Below are 16,538 nucleotides of genomic sequence, written 5' to 3'. Positions count from 1 at the left end.
GGGGTGCACGCACCTCCGCCCCGGCTGTCACCCGTTGCCGCCCGATCAGGCGAGCTGCGGCGCGCCAGCCTCGTGGCCCGCTTCGAGCGAGATGTGCGCGGACAGCGCACGGAGGAAGTCGGGCGCGTCGAAGATCTCGCCGGCTGAGGCGACGCCGCTCACCCTCGTCCGACCGTCGAGAATGCGCTGGACCGCTTCGACCGCCAGCGGTGCGCTGATGGCGTAGATGTCCTGGCCGGTGGCGACGACGCGGCGCCGCGTGTCGCCGGAGCGCACGATGACGTCGACGGTGAACGTCTGCCCGGACCGGCCACGCTCGTCGACCGCGGTCGGTGCGGCCGCGTCCGGCGCCGTCAGGTCCCGGGCCGCGTCGGTGGTCATGTACGTGCGCACCTCGGGGATGGGCAGGTGGCTGGGGACGGTGACGACGTCGGCCATCGTGAACTCGCCGAGGACGGGCCGGCGGCCCATCGGAGCGGGGAAGTCCCATTCCAAGGTCGGCAGCTCGTTCTGGTCGACGTAGTACTCCAGCCGGCCACCGGTGTAGCGGACCCGCCGGCCGTCGCGCCGTTCCCGGGAGACGGTGCCGGAGGCGACGGTCCCGCCCGTGGGGTGCCAACTACTCAGCCCGTACGCGACGTGCGCCTCGTCGGCCGCCGTCCAGTCGCCCATGGCCGTCGTGACCAGCAGGTCGCCGAGCCCGCCGAAGAAGGCCATCGCCGGGACCACCGCGACGCCCGCGGTCCGAGCGCGCTCGGTGAAGTGCGTGAACGTGTCGAGGTTGGCCTCGATCTCGGCCGCCACGTCCACGTACGGGATCCTGGTGCGCAGGGCCGCCTCGATCAGCGGGGCCGCGGTCGAGGCGAAGGGGCCGGCGCAGTTGACGAGGGCCGCCGCGCCCTTCAACGCCCGGTCCAGCGACGCTGGATCGTCGACCGACGCCACCCGGCGTTCGAGCCCCGGATGTGACGCCGCCAGCGCCTGGAGCCTGCCCGCGTCCCGACCGAGGAGCAGCGGGACGAACCCGCGCTCGCGCAACTCCGTCACCACGAACCGCCCGGTGTGTCCGTACGCACCGAACACCGCCACTGTCTGACCCGAACCCATCTGCGGTTCCTCCTGGCCTCGAAAAGATCGACTGAGTAGATCCTCTCCGCAGCGGCCCGGCCCGGACAGTGTCTGGAACGCCATGCCCCATACAATTTCGGACATGGCCACTGTCGCACTCGCCGCCATCGACGGCATGCTGCACTTCGAGCTCGCCATGGCGTGCGAGGTCTTCGTCCGCGACCCCTCCGGCCTGGCCGACCCGTGGTACGACCTCGTGGTCTGCGGCCCGGGCCCGGTCCGGATCGGCAGATTCCAGCTGAAACCCGACGCCGGGTTGGACCGACTCGCCCGCGCCGACACCGTGATCATCCCGTCCATGGAAGACATCGACGCGGACGTGCCACCCGACCTGCTCGACGCCGTCCGCGCGGCCCACGAAGCGGGCGCCCGGATGGTCTCGCTGTGCACCGGCGCGTTCGTGCTGGCCGCCGCCGGGGTGCTCGACGGGCTGCACGCGACCACCCACTGGGCCCACACCGAGGCGCTGGCCGCCCGCTATCCCCGGGTGAAGGTCGACCCGGACGTGCTCTACGTCGACAACGGCAACGTGCTCGCCTCAGCCGGCAAAGCCGCCGCGATCGACCTGTGCCTGCACCTGATCCGCCGCGACCATGGCTCGACGGTCGCCAACGCCGTCGCCCGCCGGCTGGTCGTGCCGCCGCATCGCGCCGGCGGCCAGGCCCAGTTCGTCACCACCCCGGTGCCCGCCCGCGACGACCATCCCCTCGCCGACCTGTTCCCCTGGGCGATGGAACGGCTGGACCGTCCGCTGACGGTCGAGGACCTGGCCCGCCAGGCGAACATGAGCTCGCGCAACCTGGCCCGCCACTTCAAGTCGGTAACCGGCGCCACCCCGCTGCAGTGGCTGTCGACGCAGCGGATCCGCCGGGCCCAGGAGCTGCTGGAGAACACCGACAACGGCATCGACGCCATCGCGCAGGCGGCCGGCATGGGCACCGCCACGACGCTGCGCCGGCACTTCAACCGCACCGTCGGGGTGCCTCCGGACGCCTACCGCCGCACCTTCCGCAGCGCGGGGCCGTCATCCGAATCGTGAGCACCACCCGGTCGTCGGAACGCCTGGTGGAGTTGGAACCCCCGGCCGGGATCGAACCGGCGACATCTCGCTTACAAGAACTGCGCGCCTCGTCCGCGTGAGTCCGTGGTCGTCGGCGGCCTCGGCCAACTGTCCGTGAGCGGCCTGCCCTGGCCGCCTTCGTCTCGGTCCGTTGCTGTCGCCGCTGCTGTCAGCAGCTACTCACGTCGGTCAGCGATCTGGTGTCCCAAGCATGAGGGTGAGGTCTTCTTCGGCCGCCAGCACAGCGCCGTCGAACTCCACCTGTGCGGCGGCCACTGCGGCTGCCCGGTCATTGCCTGGCCAAAAATGGGTGAGCATCAATCGGCGGGCGCCCGCCCGACGAGCCCAGAGACCGGCCCCGGTGGAGGTCAGTAGATTGCGTGTGGGGCGGCTGGTCTCGCCGTCGCGGTCGGTCGCCTCGACGATGAACAGGTCGGCGTCACGACCCAGTTCGGCCAGCGCGGGGGCCGGGCCGGTGATGTCGTGCAAGGAGCCGCTGCTGACCGCTCCTTCGGGCACGGATCGGGCACCGTCCCCTACCCTCCTGGTGTGCGTAAGCTTGCTGATCAATGCAGACGACTGGTGTTGTCGTCCGGGACTCTGCTGTCCCGTACCAACGGTTGACGGCTGTTGTCGCGCGTCTCGCTGGCTTCCTGCTGACTGACGACCGTCAGCCCCGCGGCCCTCACCTCGGGCCGGCGAGCGGTGCTGGGCTCAGCCCGACGGGCACCCTCGTCCAGCCCCGCTCGCCTCGCCCGGTACGATCGCGAGCTTGTTCTCACTGCGGGGAGCCCATGAGATCCGCGTGCGGCCGGCCCGGCAGTTCCCATGCGGAGAGTAGGTTTCGTCAATGGCATGCCGTATCGGTGAGCTCGTGCTCAAGTGCCGCGACCCCGAGGCGCTGGCGCGGTTCTGGTGCGAGGTCCTGGACTTCGTAGAGCTCGATCGCGAAGAGGAGGTCTACATCGAGATAGGCCCGCGCGAAGGGTTCGGCGGCCCGCAGCCGACGATCTTCCTCATCCGCAACGACGAGCCGAAGAACGGGCATGCCCGGCTGCACATCGACGTCAACCCCACCGACCGCGATCAGGACGCCGAGCTCGAACGCCTCCTGGCCGCCGGGGCCAAGCTCGTCGACATCGGTCAGCCCGCGGATGCGTCCTGGCACGTCCTCGCCGATCCAGAAGGCAACGAGTTCTGCCTGCTCAAGCGCCGCCTCGACCCACTCTGACGACCCTCGCCCAAACGATCGACGCAGCCGCCACCCCGCAGCCGCCGACAAGATCTGGCGACCCCCATCAATAGCTGGGGGGCCGGGTGGACGCTCGACCCGCCCCGTGTCGCATGCGTGTTGGCGAGGCATTGACCCAGCCAGCGGAACCTCGCCATCCCGTCGCCGTCGACCCGCCCTTGTGGGAGCGGGCCGCCGCCGGGGCCGCCACGTCAAGACGGCCTTGACGCACGGACGGACGTGGCGGCCCCGGCTGTGGTCTGCGCGGCCCGCCCCGGGTCTTCGGCGGTGGGATGGCGCTACCGCAACCACCCACGGACCGCGACCCGCCGACGGAGCCCCGGACATCCCGCAGCCGGAGCGCCCCCGCCGGAGGCGCTCTGGCCGCAACCCCGCGACCACCGTCAGCTCGCCGACGCGGCCGGCATGCCCTCCCCTACGCCGCGCGGGCACGTGGCCGCGCGGCCCGGCCGGCTGCCAGCCCGACCCTCACCCGTCAACGGCCTGTCGTTCCGCGGCGGACCCCGGGCTCTCCGCTTTCCGCGCCAGCCGCCGGGCATCAGGCGTGACGGCCGCAGAGCGACAGCGGCAGCGGCCGGCGCGCGCCCAGGCGGCGGCGCGTGCGGCCCACTAAGAGATCGTTTCACTTTGAGTCTGGCTACGACCGGTACTCGTCGGATTTGTCGGAGTAACCGACCGAAATCGGGGAACCCGGGTCCGGCCACGGCCCGAGGAGCTGCTAGCCCAGCGCCGGGCTCGGCGCACCGTAGACGCCATCGAGTGAGGGAGCGCCGTGAGCGGCAACATCGGTACCCCCAAGAGAAACACGCCTGCCCGTAACGTCTTGTACAGCGCGCTCATCGGCCTCACCGCCCTGGCGATTCTGCTACAAGGCCTGTGGGCCGGGATCTTCCTCCAGCACGACGGGCAGCGCGAGAACGCCAGCGAGTGGATCGAGGTACACGCCGCTGGTGGTGAGGTATCGATCGTCATCGCCGCCGCGGCGACTGTCATCGCCTTCCTCAAGCTGCGTAACCGCAGAGACCTGTGGATCGGCAGCGGAGTACTCACCGTGCTGCTGATTCTCCAGGCCTACCTGGGCGGCCTCATCCGCGACGACCGCAAGGACGCGCTCACCATCGTGCACATCCCGTTGGCCACGGCCCTCATGGCGCTCGCCGTCTGGCTGCCCCTGCGGGCCCGTAGCCGCGGTTGAAGCGGCGTTCTCCCTCCCGACGTGCGCCCGCGGCCGGCGCCGAGCGTCCGAAGAAGTGCCGCCAGTACCCGGTTCTTTCGACTTCGGTGTTGGCCCCCGCCCCCGACGACAGGTCGAACGGGGCCGGGCTGGATACCGGGCGGCGGGAGCGCCGGCCCCCGGCACGTCCAGCAGCAGGGCGTCTCGCACGGCGGTGCGGCCAAGATGACCGAGTCGTTCTCGCGGCGGACGCTGCTTAGCCCCGGCAAAGCGCGCGAAGTCGCGCAAGCGTGCCGGGCCGCGGAGGTCGGCGTTGCGGTTTTCGTAAACCCGCTCACGGAACACCAACGGGCTGTCCTCGGCGACATATTCGGGTGCCTCGTGATCAGCGGCGAGGACTCCTCACCCCCGGTCGGTGAGCGCCCGCACATGCTGACCGCGCGCCTCTGAGCGTCCGGCCGAGTGGTAACTAGTAACTCTGTGTCGCAGCGGCAGCCCATCCTGCGGGAACCCGTCACGCGTCAAGTGAAGCCGATGTGTCACGCACCAAGTGGAGCCCGACACGCCGGCAGCCGGCCTGTCGGGTCTCAGGACCTGGGTGACGGATCGGTATCAGGACGTGAGTGACACTCCGCCACCTGTAGCACTGGCCCGACGCCTAAACAAGGTCGACGAGCTGATCAGAGCCGGCGGCGGCAGCTGGAAGGAACAAATCGGCCTCTACCGTCGCCGGCCACAGGCGTGCCGTTCGACCCCAGGCCGCAACAGCACATCCACATCCACCAGCGCTGCCGGGTGGTACGACTGTCTCAGAGGCTGACAGGAGCGGCAGAAACGGGGCGAACCGATGACGGGTGGCGCAACCCGGCTGCTGCGGGAACGGGAGGAGCATGGGGCGACGTTCCTGGACCTGTTCCTCGACCTGGTGTTCGTCTTCGCGCTCTTCCGGCTCTCGCGAGGGCTGCTGGAGCATCTGAACTGGAGCGGCGCCTTCCAGACGCTGCTGCTGCTGCTCGCTGTGTGGCGGGTGTGGTCCGGGACGTCGCAGGTAAGCGACAGGTTCGACCCCCGACGGCCGGCGATACAGCTGCTGATCATCGGGTGCATGTTCGGCAGCATGGTGCTGGCGGCCGCGGTACCTGAGGCATTCGGCGCACATGGCCTGCTCTTCGCCGGCGCGTACGTCGCCGTCCAGATAGGCCGCTCCCTCGTTCTCATGATCATTACGCGGGGCGACGAGCGGCAGCCTACCGAGATGCGGCTGCTGTTCTGGTACGGCGTGTCGGCCGTGCCCTGGCTCACAGGTGCCGTCGTGCAGGGTTGGCCGCGCGGGGTGCTGTGGTCGCTGGCGCTGGCCGTCGACTGGACGGTGCCCAGACTCGGCTGGCCCACGCCGAGGATGGGCCGCGCGAGCGCGGCGGAGTTTGCGATCTCGGGCGAGTTCCTGGCGGAGCGGCAGCGGCAGTTCTTCATCATCGCGCTCGGCGAGCTGATCCTGGTCACGGGGCTGGCGTTCACCAGCGACGGCTTCGAGGCGAACCGCAGCGCGGCGGCCGCGGTGGCGTTCGCGACCACGGCGCTGCTATGGCGAATCTACATCTACCGTGCCGGGGAGGTGCTGGGCACCGCCGTCGCCGCCGCCCCTGATCCGCTTCGCGCTGCCGTGGCGGCGATATCCGCCCACCCGGTCATGGTCGCCGGCATCGTCGCGATCGCCGTCGGCGACGAGCTCGTCATCGACCACCCGTTCGGGCACCCCCCACCGGCGTGGGCCGCCGTCATCCTCGGCGGACCCGCACTGTTCCTCGCCGGACGGGCCATCTTCGAATACACGGTGTTCGGCCGGGTGTCCCGAGACCGCGTGGCCGGGATCCTCGTGCTCGCCGCCATCTCCCCGGCAACGATCTTCCTGCCGCCGCTGCTGGTCGCCGCCGCCGCTGCCATCGTCCTGGCCGGGATCGCCGTAACCGACGCAGCCCGCGCCCGGGGACGCCCACCCGAGCCGCCCTCACCACCCGGCTAGCCAGAAAGTGTCACCCACGTCCCGAGACTGACCTGTCACGCAGGTCCTGAGACGCGACACGCCGGCAGCCGGCCCGGTGATTCGGCGGCCGGAACCTACCGCAGGGCTTCCGCGAGCGCCTCGGCGTTCTTCTTGTCCACCCGGGGGAAGGTGAGAGCGACGCCGTCGCCCGCAGTACCGAACGCGAGGCGCAGCAGGCTCACGACGCCCATCTTGGCCTCGACCAGCGAAACGTGTTCACGGGGCACCTCACCGAGGACCTTCTTTCCGGGGCCCCCGAGGAACGTCTGCGGCAGGAAGATCAGTCGACGGTTGGTGAGCACGACGAACTGCTTACGGGTCGACGCCAGCGCCGCCCCCAACAACGCTCCGCCACCCTCAAGCCTGATCGCCTGACTGACGACCGTCCCGAGTCGCCCGGCCGAGAACTTCCCGACCATGGCCCGCGTCGCCACGACCGGCTGCTCACCGGACTGCAGGATCGGCGTCACCTGCTCGAACGCACGGGTCTGAAGCTTCTGCTGCACTGCGTCTCCGTTCCTTGTCGCGAATCGTGCCGAGGCTAATGACCCGGAGGCCGATCTAGATCCGACGATCGGACGACATCAGGCGGGAGAAGTGGACATTGAGCCTTTGCGGGTAAGGCTACGGTCACGTTGTGTGCCAGGCACGCCGTAGGCGCTACCGGTGCGCCGTGGCCGAGCCTGGATGAGGCGTGGCGGCGGGTACTGGAGATTCAGACCAAGCTGCATCGATGGGCAGGCGAGGGTGGTTCTCGCCGGTTTGATGATCTGTTCAACCTTGTCACCGATCCCGCGTTCCTGATGGTGGCGTGGGATCGGGTGCGGAGCAACACCGGCTCGCGCAGCGCGGGGGTGGACGGCTTGACCGCCCACCACCTCCAGGCGCTTGTCGGTGCGGAACCCTTCATGGGCATGATCCGTGAGGCGGTGCGGTCAGGTGAGTTTCGGCCGCTTCCGGTGCGGGACGGTTGATCCCGAAGCCGGGCAGCCTCAAGAAGCGCCGGTTGGGGATCCCGACCGTCGCGGACCGGGTAGTGCAAGCGTCGTTGAAGCTGGTGCTGGAGCCGATCTTCGAGGCGGACTTCCACCCGTGCTCGTTCGGTTTCCGGCCCCGCCGACGCGCTCAGGACGCTATCGCCGACATCCATCTTCTGACATCCAAGTCATATGAATGGATCTTGGAAGCGGACATCGAGGCGTGCTTCGACTCGATCGACCACGCCGCGCTGATGGCGCGGGTGCGCCGACGCGTTGGAGACAAGCGCGTGCTGAGCCTGGTGAAAGCGTTCCTCAAAGCCGGAATCCTCACGGAGACCGGCTCCGGCGAGGAGACGCACACCGGGACGCCGCAAGGGGGCATCCTGTCTCCGCTGCGAGGCCGCCGTCTGCCCGGTGTCCGCCTGCACGACTTGCGGCACACGGTTGTGTCGCTGCTGATGGAGTTGGGCGTCCCGCCGCACGTCGTCCAGGCCATCGCCCGGCACGCGGACGTGAAGATCACGCTCAAGGTCTACGCTCACGCGAACCTTGACGCGATGCGTCAGGCGCTCGGCAAGCTCGACGGGCGGCTGTCATGAACCGCGTTGCTGTCAGCGTTGCTTTCATCCCGGCCGTCTCACGACGGCTACCGCCGCGAAACGCCTGGTGGAAATGGAGCCCCCGGCCGGGATCGAACCGGCGACATCTCGCTTACAAGGCGAGTGCTCTGGCCAGCTGAGCTACAGGGGCGTGTGGTCCGGGGTCAGCATAGCGACTGAGGCCCGAAAATCCCGTTCAGCAGGGCTCCCGAGCACGGAAAACGTCAATTTCCTGACCTCGACACCAACGGATCCATGCCGGAACGCGGTTGAGGCGGCGGAGATTGATGCCTCACCGTGCCCGCCTGACCGTTATGCGTATGCCTTCCGTCCCACCGTCCGCCCCTCGTCTTGGCAGGCTCGCGAAACCCGTTTACGGTGCAGTGACACGGACGACACTCCGGTTGGCCTCGGCTGCCCGGTCGACCGCCCGTCTGGCCGGCACCTCGGGTGCCGGTCGCTCCTTCCACTCGGATCGTCCGGCACGTTCCTGCCGGTGAAAGGAAGCGCTCCACCATGGCTACGGTCACGTACGCGAAGGCGTCCCGGATCTACCCGGGCACCGAACGCCCCGCGGTCAACCAGCTCGACCTCCAGATCGGCGACGGGGAGTTCCTCGTCCTGGTCGGCCCGTCGGGTTGCGGCAAGTCCACCAGTCTCCGGATGCTCGCCGGTCTGGAGGACGTCGACGACGGCGCGATCTACATCGACGACCGGGACGTCACGCACCTCCCGCCGAAGGCCCGCGACATCGCGATGGTCTTCCAGAACTACGCCCTCTACCCGCACATGACGGTGTACGAGAACATGGCGTTCGCCCTCAAGCTGCGCAAGACCTCGAAGTCGGAGATCGACCGGCGGGTCAAGGAGGCGGCCGGGCTGCTCCAGCTCGAGGAGTTCCTCAGCCGCAAGCCGAAGGCGCTCTCCGGCGGTCAGCGCCAGCGCGTCGCCATGGGCCGCGCGATCGTCCGCGAGCCGCAGGTCTTCCTCATGGACGAGCCGCTGTCGAACCTCGACGCCAAGCTGCGGGTGCAGACCCGTACGCAGATCGCGTCGCTCCAGGCCAAGCTCGGCGTCACCACGGTCTACGTCACCCACGACCAGGTCGAGGCCATGACCATGGGTCACCGGGTCGCGGTCATGCTCGACGGTGTCCTCCAGCAGGTGGACACCCCGCGGGCGCTCTACGACACCCCGTCCAACGTCTTCGTCGCGGGCTTCATGGGCTCCCCCGCCATGAACATCAAGACCGTGCCGCTGACCGAGCACGGCGCCGCGTTCGCCGAGCTGAACGTGCCGCTGACCCGCGAGCAGGTCGAGGCGGCCCGCGCCGAGGGTGGCGACGGCAAGGTGACCGTCGGCTTCCGTCCGGAGGACTGCGACCTGGTCAGCCCGACCGAGGGCGGCATGCCGGTCGTGGTCGAGCTGGTCGAGGACCTGGGCTCCGACGCCAACGTCTACGGCCACGCCGCGCTCGAGGGCCACAACGAGCGGTTCGTGGTCCGGACCGACCGGCGCACGATGCCGAACATGGGCGACACCGTGTTCGTCAAGCCGCGCACCGGCCGCAGCCACGTCTTCCACGCCGCCACCGGCAACCGGATCTGACGTACGCGAAAGAAAGGGGCGGCCCGCCAAGGCGGACCGCCCCCTTTTCGTGCCTGCGTTACGCCTCGGCGGAGCGGCGGCGGGCGACCTCGGCGAGGGTGACCGCCGCGGCGACGCTGGCGTTCAGCGACTCGACGTCGGAGACCATCGGGATGCTGACGGTCAGGTCGCAGGTCTCGCCGACCAGGCGGGACAGGCCCCGCCCCTCCGAGCCGACCACCACGACCAGCGGGCCGACCGCGGCCTCCAGGTCGTAGAGGTCGGTCTGCCCGTCGGCGTCCAGGCCGATCACGATGAAGCCGGCGTCCTTGCACGCCTTCAGCGACCGGGTCAGGTTGGTGACCTGGGCGACCGGCACCCGCGCGGCCGCGCCGGCGCTGGTCCGCCAGGCGGTCGCGGTGATCCCGGCGGCCCGCCGCTCGGGTACGAAGACGCCCTGCGCGCCGAACGCGGCGGCCGACCGGATGACCGCGCCGAGGTTGCGCGGGTCGGTGACCCCGTCGAGCGCGACGAGCAGCGGGGCGGCCTGCTCCAGCGACGCGGCCATCAGGTCCTCGAACGGCTCGTAGGCGAACGGCGGCACCTGGAGGCCGACGCCCTGGTGCAGCACGCCGCCGGTCATCCGGTCCAGCTCGGCCCGGCTGATCTCGAGGATCGCGATGCCCCGGTCGGCGGCGGTGCGGATGATCTCGTTGACCCGGTCGTCGATGTCGATGCCCTGGGCGGTGTAGAGGGCGGTCGCCGGCACCTGGGTGCGCAGCGACTCCAGCACCGGGTTGCGCCCGACCAGCAGCTCCGGGCTGTCCTTGGCCGGGTTCGCCTTGCGGCCGGGCGCGACCCGGGGCCCGGACCGGCCCGCGGGCTTGCCGCCGCGGCCCTTCGCCGCGGGGACGCCCCGGCCCCCGCCGCGGCCCCAGGTGGTGTCCTTGCTGCCCGGCTGGCCGATCTTGGGGGCGCGCCCCTCCTCAGCCGCCGCGCGGCGCTCCTTGTCCTGCTTCCAGGCGGTGCGCTGGGGCAGCTTCTCGGTGCCCGAGTACGCCTTGTGCCACGGCCGCTCGTCGGCCGGAAGGGTGCGGCCCCGGCCGGTGAGGGAGTCCTTGTTCTTACCGCCCGAGCCCTTCGGGGCGCCCGCCTTCGGCGTCAGTCGCCGGCCACGGCGCTGCGAGTTGCCGGCCATCAGTCCTGCTCTCCAATAGTCCAACGGGGGCCCTGGGGGGTGTCCTCGACGACCACGCCGGCCTGCTTGAGCTGGTCGCGTACGGCGTCCGCGGCGGCCCAGTCCTTGCGGCTGCGGGCCTGTGCGCGCTGCTCCAGGGCCAGCGCGATCAGGGAGTCCACCACGCCGCGCAGGTCGTCCGCACGGCCACCGCCGGTCCAGACCGGGTCCAGGGGGTCGACCCCGAGGATATCCAGCATCGCCCGGGTGGCGGCGAGCGTCGTGCGGACGGTCACATCGTCGCCCGCGGTCAGCGCGGTGTTGCCGTCCCGCACCACCTCGTGCAGCACGGCCAGGGCGGCCGAGGTGTTGAGATCGTCGTCCATCGCCGCGACGAAGCCGGCCGGCAACTCGCCGAGCTGCCCGGCGCCGACCCGCTCGGCGGCCCGCTGCACGAAGCCCTCGATCCGCCGGTAGGCGACCGCCGCCTCGCGCAGCGCGTCCTCCGAGTAGTCGATGCGGGACCGGTAGTGGGCGGCGACGTAGTAGTAGCGCAGCTCCACCGGGCGCACCCCGAGGGACGCCACGTAGTCGAGGTCGAGGGTGTTCCCCAGCGACTTGCCCATCTTGGTGCCGCCGATGCCGAGCAGGCCGTGGTGCACCCAGTAGCGGGCGAACGGCAGGTCGGCGGCCTGCGACTGGGCGATCTCGTTCTCGTGGTGCGGGAAGGTCAGGTCGAGCCCGCCGCCGTGGATGTCGAACTCCGGCCCCAGGTAGCGCCAGCACATCGCCGAGCACTCGATGTGCCAGCCGGGGCGGCCCCGGCCCCACGGTGACGGCCAGTAGGCGTCGGCCGGCTCCTCCGGCTTGGCGCCCTTCCAGAGCGCGAAGTCGCGCGGGTCGCGCTTGCCCCGCTCCGGGGCGTCCCCGGCGGACTGCATGTCCTCCGGCGACTGGCCCGACAGCGACCCGTACGCCGGCCAGGAGGTCACGTCGAAATAGACGTCGCCGGAGCCGTCGGTGGCCGGGTACGCGTGGCCGGTCTCGATCAGCCGGGTGATCAGCTCGTGCATCTCCGGGATGTGCCCGGTGGCCCGCGGCTCGTAGGTCGGCGGCAGCACGTTGAGCGCCCGGTAGGAGTCGGCCAGGATCTGCTCGTTGGCGTACGCGATCGACCAGAACGGCAGCCCGCGCTCCGTCGCCTTGACCAGGATCTTGTCGTCGATGTCGGTCAGGTTACGGATGAAGGTGACCTCGAAACCGGAGGCGACGAGCCAGCGGCGCAGCACGTCGTAGTTGACACCGGAACGAAGGTGGCCGATGTGCGGCGGGGCCTGGAGGGTGAGACCACACAGGTAGACCCCCACCTTGCCGGCTTCCCGCGGGACGAAGTCCCGCACCGAACGGGTGGCGGTGTCATACAGGCGTAGCGTCACCGTACAAGGGTAGCCGTCCGCGCATTTCGAGGTACCCCGGAGCCGGGTCGTACGCTGCGTGCTGTGGACACGGCGGCACGGGCGGGAGAGACGGCGCAGACCCTGGACCGGGGGCTGCGTCTGCTGCACCTGGTCGCCGACGCGCCGGGCGGGTTGACCGTCACCGAGGCGGCGAACCGGCTGGGCATCGGCCGGGCGGCGGTCTACCGGCTGGTCGGCGCGCTGACCGACCACGGCATGCTGCGCCGCGACGGCGCCGGCCGGCTCCGGCTCGGCGCCGGCGTGCTGCACCTGGCCCGGCGGGCCCAGCCACTGCTCGCCGAGGGGGCGCTGCCCGCGCTGCGCCGGCTCGCCGAGCAGGCCGGGGCGACCGCCCACCTGACCGTGGTCGAGGGCGGCGAGGGGGTCGCCCTCGCGGTGGTCGAGCCGAGCTGGACCTCGTTCCACGTGGCGTACCGGACCGGATCGCGGCACCCGCTGGAGCGGGGCGCCGCCGGACGGGCCATCCTGGCCGGCCGCGCCGGCGCCGCCGGCCCGGTGAGCACCAGCGGCGAGCTGCAGTCCGGGGCGTACGGGGTGGCCGCGCCGGTGCTCGGGGTGCCGGGGCTGGAGGCGAGCGTCGGAGTGGTCTCGCTGACCCCGCTCGACGTCACCGAGGTCGGCACCCAGGTGACCGCCGCGGCCCAGTCGATCGCCGCGGCCCTGTCCTGACGGAGTCCTGAATTCCGCCGCCGGCGGCGAGGTGGGCGGCCCGGTGGCCGGCGGGCCGGGAGCCGTGCGCCGCTAGCACACCGGTCGGGCGCGGTGGTGGTTGTCCACAGGGCCCTGCGTCGTGGCCCGCCGCGGTTGTCCACAGGGGTGTCAGGCGGCGGTCCGTCGCCGCCAGGCTGGTCGGCATGCCACCTCATCCCTATCGACCCTCCGAGTTGGCCTGGCAGGTCTTCCGCGGCTCGGACGTGGTCCGGCGCGGGCTGCTGACCCGGCACCAGCTCCGGGGCGCCTCCTGGGTCCGGCTCCGGCAGGACGTCTACGCCGACGCCCGCCTCGACCGCGACCACGCGCTCGCCTGCCGCGCCGCGCTGCTCCGCCTGCCGCCGGGCACCCTGCTCGCCGGGCCTTCGGCGGCGTATCTGCACGGGGTCGAGCACGCCGCCGGCTTCCGGGACGACGTGCACGTCCTGCTACCGGCGACGATCCGGGCCGATGCCCAGCCCGGCGTCCGAGTGCACCAGGCCCCGTCGTCGCCCGAACGAGTCGGTCTCCTCGTCCCCGCCGCCACAGCCAGCTCGGCGAGCACCAGCCTGGGCCGGGACGCCCCTGCCACCTCGGCCAACACGATCCCCGGCCCGAACAGCCCCGCCACCGGCTCAGCCAGCACCCTCCCCGGCCGGAACGGCCCCGCCCACCCGGCCAACACCATGCCCGGCTGGAACAGCCCCGCCGACGACTCGGCGAACCTCACCCCCCGCCGAGACGGTCCCGCGATCGGCCGGTGGAGCATCACGTGCGGCCGAGACGGCAAGGCCGTCGGGGCAGGCAAGGCAGTCCCCGCGACGGCGGTCGGTGGTCCTGGGCCGGTGGGTGGCGAACCGAGCCTGCCGAGCGGACCCGGCCGGCTGCCCCGCACGGCACCGGCTGCCTGCGCCTGGGAGACGGCGGTCTGGTCCGACCCGGTCCGGGCCGTCGGGATCATCGACGCCTTGCTGCGGATGGGCGTGGTCAGCCGGTCGGATCTGGCCGACGTGGCGGATCGGAGCACCGGACGACCGGGTGGCCGGCGGGCGCGCTGGGTGTTCGGCCTGGCGGACCCCGGGGCGCAGTCCCCGCCCGAGTCGCACCTGCGGGTCCGGCTGGTGCTGGCCGGACTGCCCCGTCCGGTCGCGCAGCACCCGGTGCGCGGGCCGTCGGGCCTCGTCCTGCACCCCGACCTGGCCTGGCCGCAGTTCCGCGTCGCCGTCGAGTACGACGGCCAGTGGCACGTCGACCCGGATCAGCTGCACCGGGACCGCCACCGGCTCAACCAGCTCGTCGCGGCCGGCTGGTTGGTGCTGCACGTCACCAGTCGCCGCCTTCACCGGGAATTCCCCGCACTGGTCCGCGAGGTCCGCGCCGCGCTGGTGGCCAAGGGCTGGCGACCGTGAGGCGTCAGGTCAGGCGAGGGCCAGGACGGAACGCCGAGGTGGCGGTATCCGCCACCCCGACGCCGCCACCTCGGGAAGGAGTCCGACACCCGAGCAGGCCCGGACTCAGGCCCGCGCGGATCAAAAGGACGGACGGCCGCCGAGAAATGCGGTACGCCGGAACCCGAGGCGGTCGCGTCCGGAGCGTCGAGATACGGCCACCTCCCGGGGACGCCCCGGTCGGAGGTCGGTCGGGATCAGGCCCGGGCGGGTTGCAGGCGGCCGAGCACGTCCGGCAGTTCGGCCAGGGTGGACACCTCGGCGTCCGGGGTGAGCCCCGACGGGCGGGGCAGCCGGCCACGGTTCAGCCAGACCGCCCGCAGCCCGGCGCGCTGGGGCGCGGCGACGTCGTGCTCCGGCGAGTCTCCCACGTAGACGACGTGCTCGGCGGAGAGCCCGGTGGCCGCGACCACGGCCGCGTAGAACTCGGGCGCGGGCTTCTTCGGCAGGCCGTTCTCGTACGCGTAGAGCTCGAAGGCGAACTCTCCGGCGAGTCCGCAGCGCTCGGCCCGACTGTTGCCGTTGGTGGCGAAGCCCAGCAGGTGGCGGTGGCGCAGCGCGGCCAGCGCGGGCAGCGCGTCCGGGAACGGCCGGGTCAGCGCGAACCGGCGGGCGAAGAAGAGCGCGGCGAACTCGTCCAGGTGGGCGTCCAGCCGGGCGCGGGCCAGCGACCGGGCCAGCGCCGCCCGCCGGATCTCCTGCACCGGCGCGGCGCTGAGCGCCCCGAAGACCGCACCCCAGTCCGCCTCCAGGTCGGCGAGCGACACCTCGGCCGCCGCCGGAGAGCGCCGGCGCATCTCCTCGAGCACGGCCGCCAGCGCGCCGGTGACCGCGGGGCGCAGGTCGAGCAGGGTCTCGTCGGCGTCGAAGACGACGGCGCTGCGGGGTCCGGTCATCGGTCGGCGGCCAGGGCCGGCTCGGCCGGGGCCGGCGGAGCGGCTTCCGGCGCCGAGCGCAACTCGTCCACCCGGACCAGGGCGACACCGGCCACGATGAGCGCGCCGCCGAGCAGTTGCACGGCGCTCGGCAGCTCGCCCAGCACCAGCCAGGCGATCAGCACCGCGAACATCACCTCGGTCAGCCCGACGAAGGAGGAGAGCCGCGCGCCGAGCAGCCGGGCCCCGGCGACGCCGGTCAGGTAGGCGACCACCGCGGCGATCAGCGACAGGCCGGCGATCGGCACCAGCCAGCTCATCTCGTGCCCGGCGAAGCTGACGTCGGCGGTGCCGGCACGCAGTGGAAGCGCCCCGAGCAGACCGAGCACGAGTAGCACCAGCGCGCCGACGGCCATGCCGACGCTGGCCAGGACCACCGACGGCAGCGCGGGGTCGACCCGGCCGGCGATGACGAAGTAACCGGCCAGCCCGACCCCGGCGCCGAGCCCCCAGAGGACGCCGACCGGGTCGAGGCGACCGGCGCCGGTCAGGTCCAGCACGAACACCAGCCCGCACAGGGCGGTCAGCGAACCGGCCACGGTGAGCAACCGGGGCCGCTGGCCGTGGACCAGCCACATCCAGCCGACCACCAGCACGATGCCCAGGTACTCCAGCAGCAGCGCGACGCCGACCGGCAGGTAGCGGACCGCGTTGAAGAAGCACGCCTGGGCCAGGGCCACCCCGAGCAGCCCGAACACCACCAGCGTGCCGCCGTTACGGCGCAGCACCGGCCACCGGCCGCGCAGCGCCAGCAGGGCGGGCACGGCCAGCACCAGCGCGGCGATGCCGACCCGGGCGAGGACCACGGCCTCGGCGGACCAGTCGCCGGTGATCAGCGGTCGGGCGAAGGTGCCCGAGGTGGCGAAGGTGAGCGCGGAGAGCAGGGCCAGGCCGAGGCCGACGCCGGGCCGTTCACGCATCGACAGCTCCTCAGGTCGACCGGTCAGGAGTCAAGCAGAGTTATGCTGATGACACTAGGCCGGCGT

17 protein-coding genes and 1 tRNA gene are annotated in these 16,538 nt (G+C 71.7%); 10 read left to right on the top strand and 8 right to left on the bottom strand.

Translation table 11 applies throughout. The annotated features are described in order from the left end of the window. Positions 1-45: 45 nt before the first annotated feature. Positions 46-1,107, bottom strand: a complete 1,062-nt coding sequence (locus AB0F68_RS09250; protein ID WP_357334249.1) for a saccharopine dehydrogenase NADP-binding domain-containing protein — start codon at positions 1,105-1,107, stop codon at positions 46-48. A gap of 103 nt (positions 1,108-1,210) precedes the next feature. On the opposite strand from AB0F68_RS09250, the gene AB0F68_RS09245 reads away from it, so the two are divergent. Continuing rightward, positions 1,211-2,167: a helix-turn-helix domain-containing protein gene (locus AB0F68_RS09245; RefSeq protein ID WP_357334246.1), complete on the top strand. Its 957-nt coding sequence runs from the start codon at positions 1,211-1,213 to the stop codon at positions 2,165-2,167. Positions 2,168-2,377: 210 nt separating this feature from the next. Here the strand turns inward: AB0F68_RS09245 and AB0F68_RS09240 are convergent, their stop codons facing one another. Further along, positions 2,378-2,677: a hypothetical protein gene (locus AB0F68_RS09240; protein ID WP_357334243.1), complete on the bottom strand. Its 300-nt coding sequence runs from the start codon at positions 2,675-2,677 to the stop codon at positions 2,378-2,380. A gap of 361 nt (positions 2,678-3,038) precedes the next feature. Between AB0F68_RS09240 and AB0F68_RS09235 the strand changes: the two genes are divergently transcribed. The 4 genes from AB0F68_RS09235 (at position 3,039) to AB0F68_RS09220 (ending at position 6,637) form a co-directional block, all read left to right on the top strand. Beyond that, on the top strand, positions 3,039-3,419 hold the full coding sequence (locus tag AB0F68_RS09235) for a VOC family protein (RefSeq protein WP_238448202.1): 381 nt from the start codon (positions 3,039-3,041) through the stop codon (positions 3,417-3,419). 793 nt (positions 3,420-4,212) lie between these two features. Beyond that, on the top strand, positions 4,213-4,635 hold the full coding sequence (locus AB0F68_RS09230) for a hypothetical protein (protein ID WP_357334240.1): 423 nt from the start codon (positions 4,213-4,215) through the stop codon (positions 4,633-4,635). A 204-nt stretch (positions 4,636-4,839) separates the two neighbouring features. Next, positions 4,840-5,064, top strand: coding sequence for a hypothetical protein (locus AB0F68_RS09225; RefSeq protein WP_357334238.1), 225 nt, complete (start codon positions 4,840-4,842; stop codon positions 5,062-5,064). Between the two features lie 397 nt (positions 5,065-5,461). Further along, entirely contained in the window at positions 5,462-6,637 is a 1,176-nt protein-coding gene (locus AB0F68_RS09220; protein WP_357334236.1) for a low temperature requirement protein A, read from the top strand. A 95-nt stretch (positions 6,638-6,732) separates the two neighbouring features. Here the strand turns inward: AB0F68_RS09220 and AB0F68_RS09215 are convergent, their stop codons facing one another. Further along, positions 6,733-7,164, bottom strand: coding sequence for a hypothetical protein (locus AB0F68_RS09215; RefSeq protein ID WP_357334234.1), 432 nt, complete (start codon positions 7,162-7,164; stop codon positions 6,733-6,735). Between the two features lie 129 nt (positions 7,165-7,293). Between AB0F68_RS09215 and AB0F68_RS09210 the strand changes: the two genes are divergently transcribed. Then, a complete protein-coding gene (locus AB0F68_RS09210; protein WP_357334231.1) occupies positions 7,294-7,632 on the top strand; it encodes a hypothetical protein in 339 nt (112 codons plus the stop codon). After that, positions 7,629-8,237 carry a reverse transcriptase domain-containing protein gene (locus AB0F68_RS09205; RefSeq protein WP_357334229.1) on the top strand — a complete coding sequence of 203 codons (609 nt, stop codon included), beginning with the start codon at positions 7,629-7,631 and terminating at the stop codon, positions 8,235-8,237. The genes AB0F68_RS09210 and AB0F68_RS09205 overlap by 4 nt, the downstream gene beginning before the upstream one ends. A gap of 74 nt (positions 8,238-8,311) precedes the next feature. Here AB0F68_RS09205 and AB0F68_RS09200 read toward each other — a convergent pair. After that, positions 8,312-8,388 (bottom strand) — tRNA-Thr (locus tag AB0F68_RS09200). A gap of 365 nt (positions 8,389-8,753) precedes the next feature. Here AB0F68_RS09200 and ugpC point away from each other — a divergent pair. After that, positions 8,754-9,845 (top strand): sn-glycerol-3-phosphate ABC transporter ATP-binding protein UgpC, encoded by a 1,092-nt coding sequence (gene ugpC / locus AB0F68_RS09195; protein WP_357334227.1) that lies wholly within the window; start codon positions 8,754-8,756, stop codon positions 9,843-9,845. 58 nt (positions 9,846-9,903) lie between these two features. On the opposite strand, the gene rlmB is transcribed toward ugpC, so the two are convergent. Beyond that, positions 9,904-11,022 (bottom strand): 23S rRNA (guanosine(2251)-2'-O)-methyltransferase RlmB, encoded by a 1,119-nt coding sequence (gene rlmB / locus AB0F68_RS09190; RefSeq protein ID WP_357334225.1) that lies wholly within the window; start codon positions 11,020-11,022, stop codon positions 9,904-9,906. Then, positions 11,022-12,437: a cysteine--tRNA ligase gene (gene cysS / locus AB0F68_RS09185; RefSeq protein ID WP_357334222.1), complete on the bottom strand. Its 1,416-nt coding sequence runs from the start codon at positions 12,435-12,437 to the stop codon at positions 11,022-11,024. The genes rlmB and cysS overlap by 1 nt, the downstream gene beginning before the upstream one ends. 63 nt (positions 12,438-12,500) lie before the next feature. Here cysS and AB0F68_RS09180 point away from each other — a divergent pair, with 63 nt between their 5' ends. Beyond that, positions 12,501-13,148, top strand: a complete 648-nt coding sequence (locus tag AB0F68_RS09180) for a helix-turn-helix domain-containing protein (RefSeq protein WP_357334220.1) — start codon at positions 12,501-12,503, stop codon at positions 13,146-13,148. Between the two features lie 185 nt (positions 13,149-13,333). Then, entirely contained in the window at positions 13,334-14,578 is a 1,245-nt protein-coding gene (locus AB0F68_RS09175) for a hypothetical protein (protein WP_357334218.1), read from the top strand. A 236-nt stretch (positions 14,579-14,814) separates the two neighbouring features. Here the strand turns inward: AB0F68_RS09175 and AB0F68_RS09170 are convergent, their stop codons facing one another. Beyond that, positions 14,815-15,513 (bottom strand): HAD family hydrolase, encoded by a 699-nt coding sequence (locus tag AB0F68_RS09170; protein WP_357334215.1) that lies wholly within the window; start codon positions 15,511-15,513, stop codon positions 14,815-14,817. Then, entirely contained in the window at positions 15,510-16,472 is a 963-nt protein-coding gene (locus AB0F68_RS09165; RefSeq protein WP_357334213.1) for an EamA family transporter, read from the bottom strand. The genes AB0F68_RS09170 and AB0F68_RS09165 overlap by 4 nt, the downstream gene beginning before the upstream one ends. Between the last annotated feature and the right edge of the window lie 66 nt (positions 16,473-16,538).

The sequence above is a fragment of the Micromonospora sp. NPDC023966 genome, from assembly GCF_040639095.1.
Lineage (GTDB): Bacteria > Actinomycetota > Actinomycetes > Mycobacteriales > Micromonosporaceae > Micromonospora.
This window is presented reverse-complemented; position numbering and strand designations above follow the sequence as displayed.

What these genes read in the sequence shown, in the direction of transcription:
- AB0F68_RS09220 (WP_357334236.1), top strand. Translation starts at nt 5,462, where the DNA reads ATGACGGGTGGCGCAACCCGGCTGCTGCGGGAACGGGAGGAGCATGGG.
- ugpC (WP_357334227.1), top strand. Translation starts at nt 8,754, where the DNA reads ATGGCTACGGTCACGTACGCGAAGGCGTCCCGGATCTACCCGGGCACC.
- AB0F68_RS09225 (WP_357334238.1), top strand. Translation starts at nt 4,840, where the DNA reads ATGACCGAGTCGTTCTCGCGGCGGACGCTGCTTAGCCCCGGCAAAGCG.
- AB0F68_RS09175 (WP_357334218.1), top strand. Translation starts at nt 13,334, where the DNA reads ATGCCACCTCATCCCTATCGACCCTCCGAGTTGGCCTGGCAGGTCTTC.
- AB0F68_RS09165 (WP_357334213.1), bottom strand. Translation starts at nt 16,472, where the DNA reads ATGCGTGAACGGCCCGGCGTCGGCCTCGGCCTGGCCCTGCTCTCCGCG.
- rlmB (WP_357334225.1), bottom strand. Translation starts at nt 11,022, where the DNA reads ATGGCCGGCAACTCGCAGCGCCGTGGCCGGCGACTGACGCCGAAGGCG.
- AB0F68_RS09245 (WP_357334246.1), top strand. Translation starts at nt 1,211, where the DNA reads ATGGCCACTGTCGCACTCGCCGCCATCGACGGCATGCTGCACTTCGAG.
- AB0F68_RS09170 (WP_357334215.1), bottom strand. Translation starts at nt 15,513, where the DNA reads ATGACCGGACCCCGCAGCGCCGTCGTCTTCGACGCCGACGAGACCCTG.
- AB0F68_RS09235 (WP_238448202.1), top strand. Translation starts at nt 3,039, where the DNA reads ATGGCATGCCGTATCGGTGAGCTCGTGCTCAAGTGCCGCGACCCCGAG.
- AB0F68_RS09250 (WP_357334249.1), bottom strand. Translation starts at nt 1,107, where the DNA reads ATGGGTTCGGGTCAGACAGTGGCGGTGTTCGGTGCGTACGGACACACC.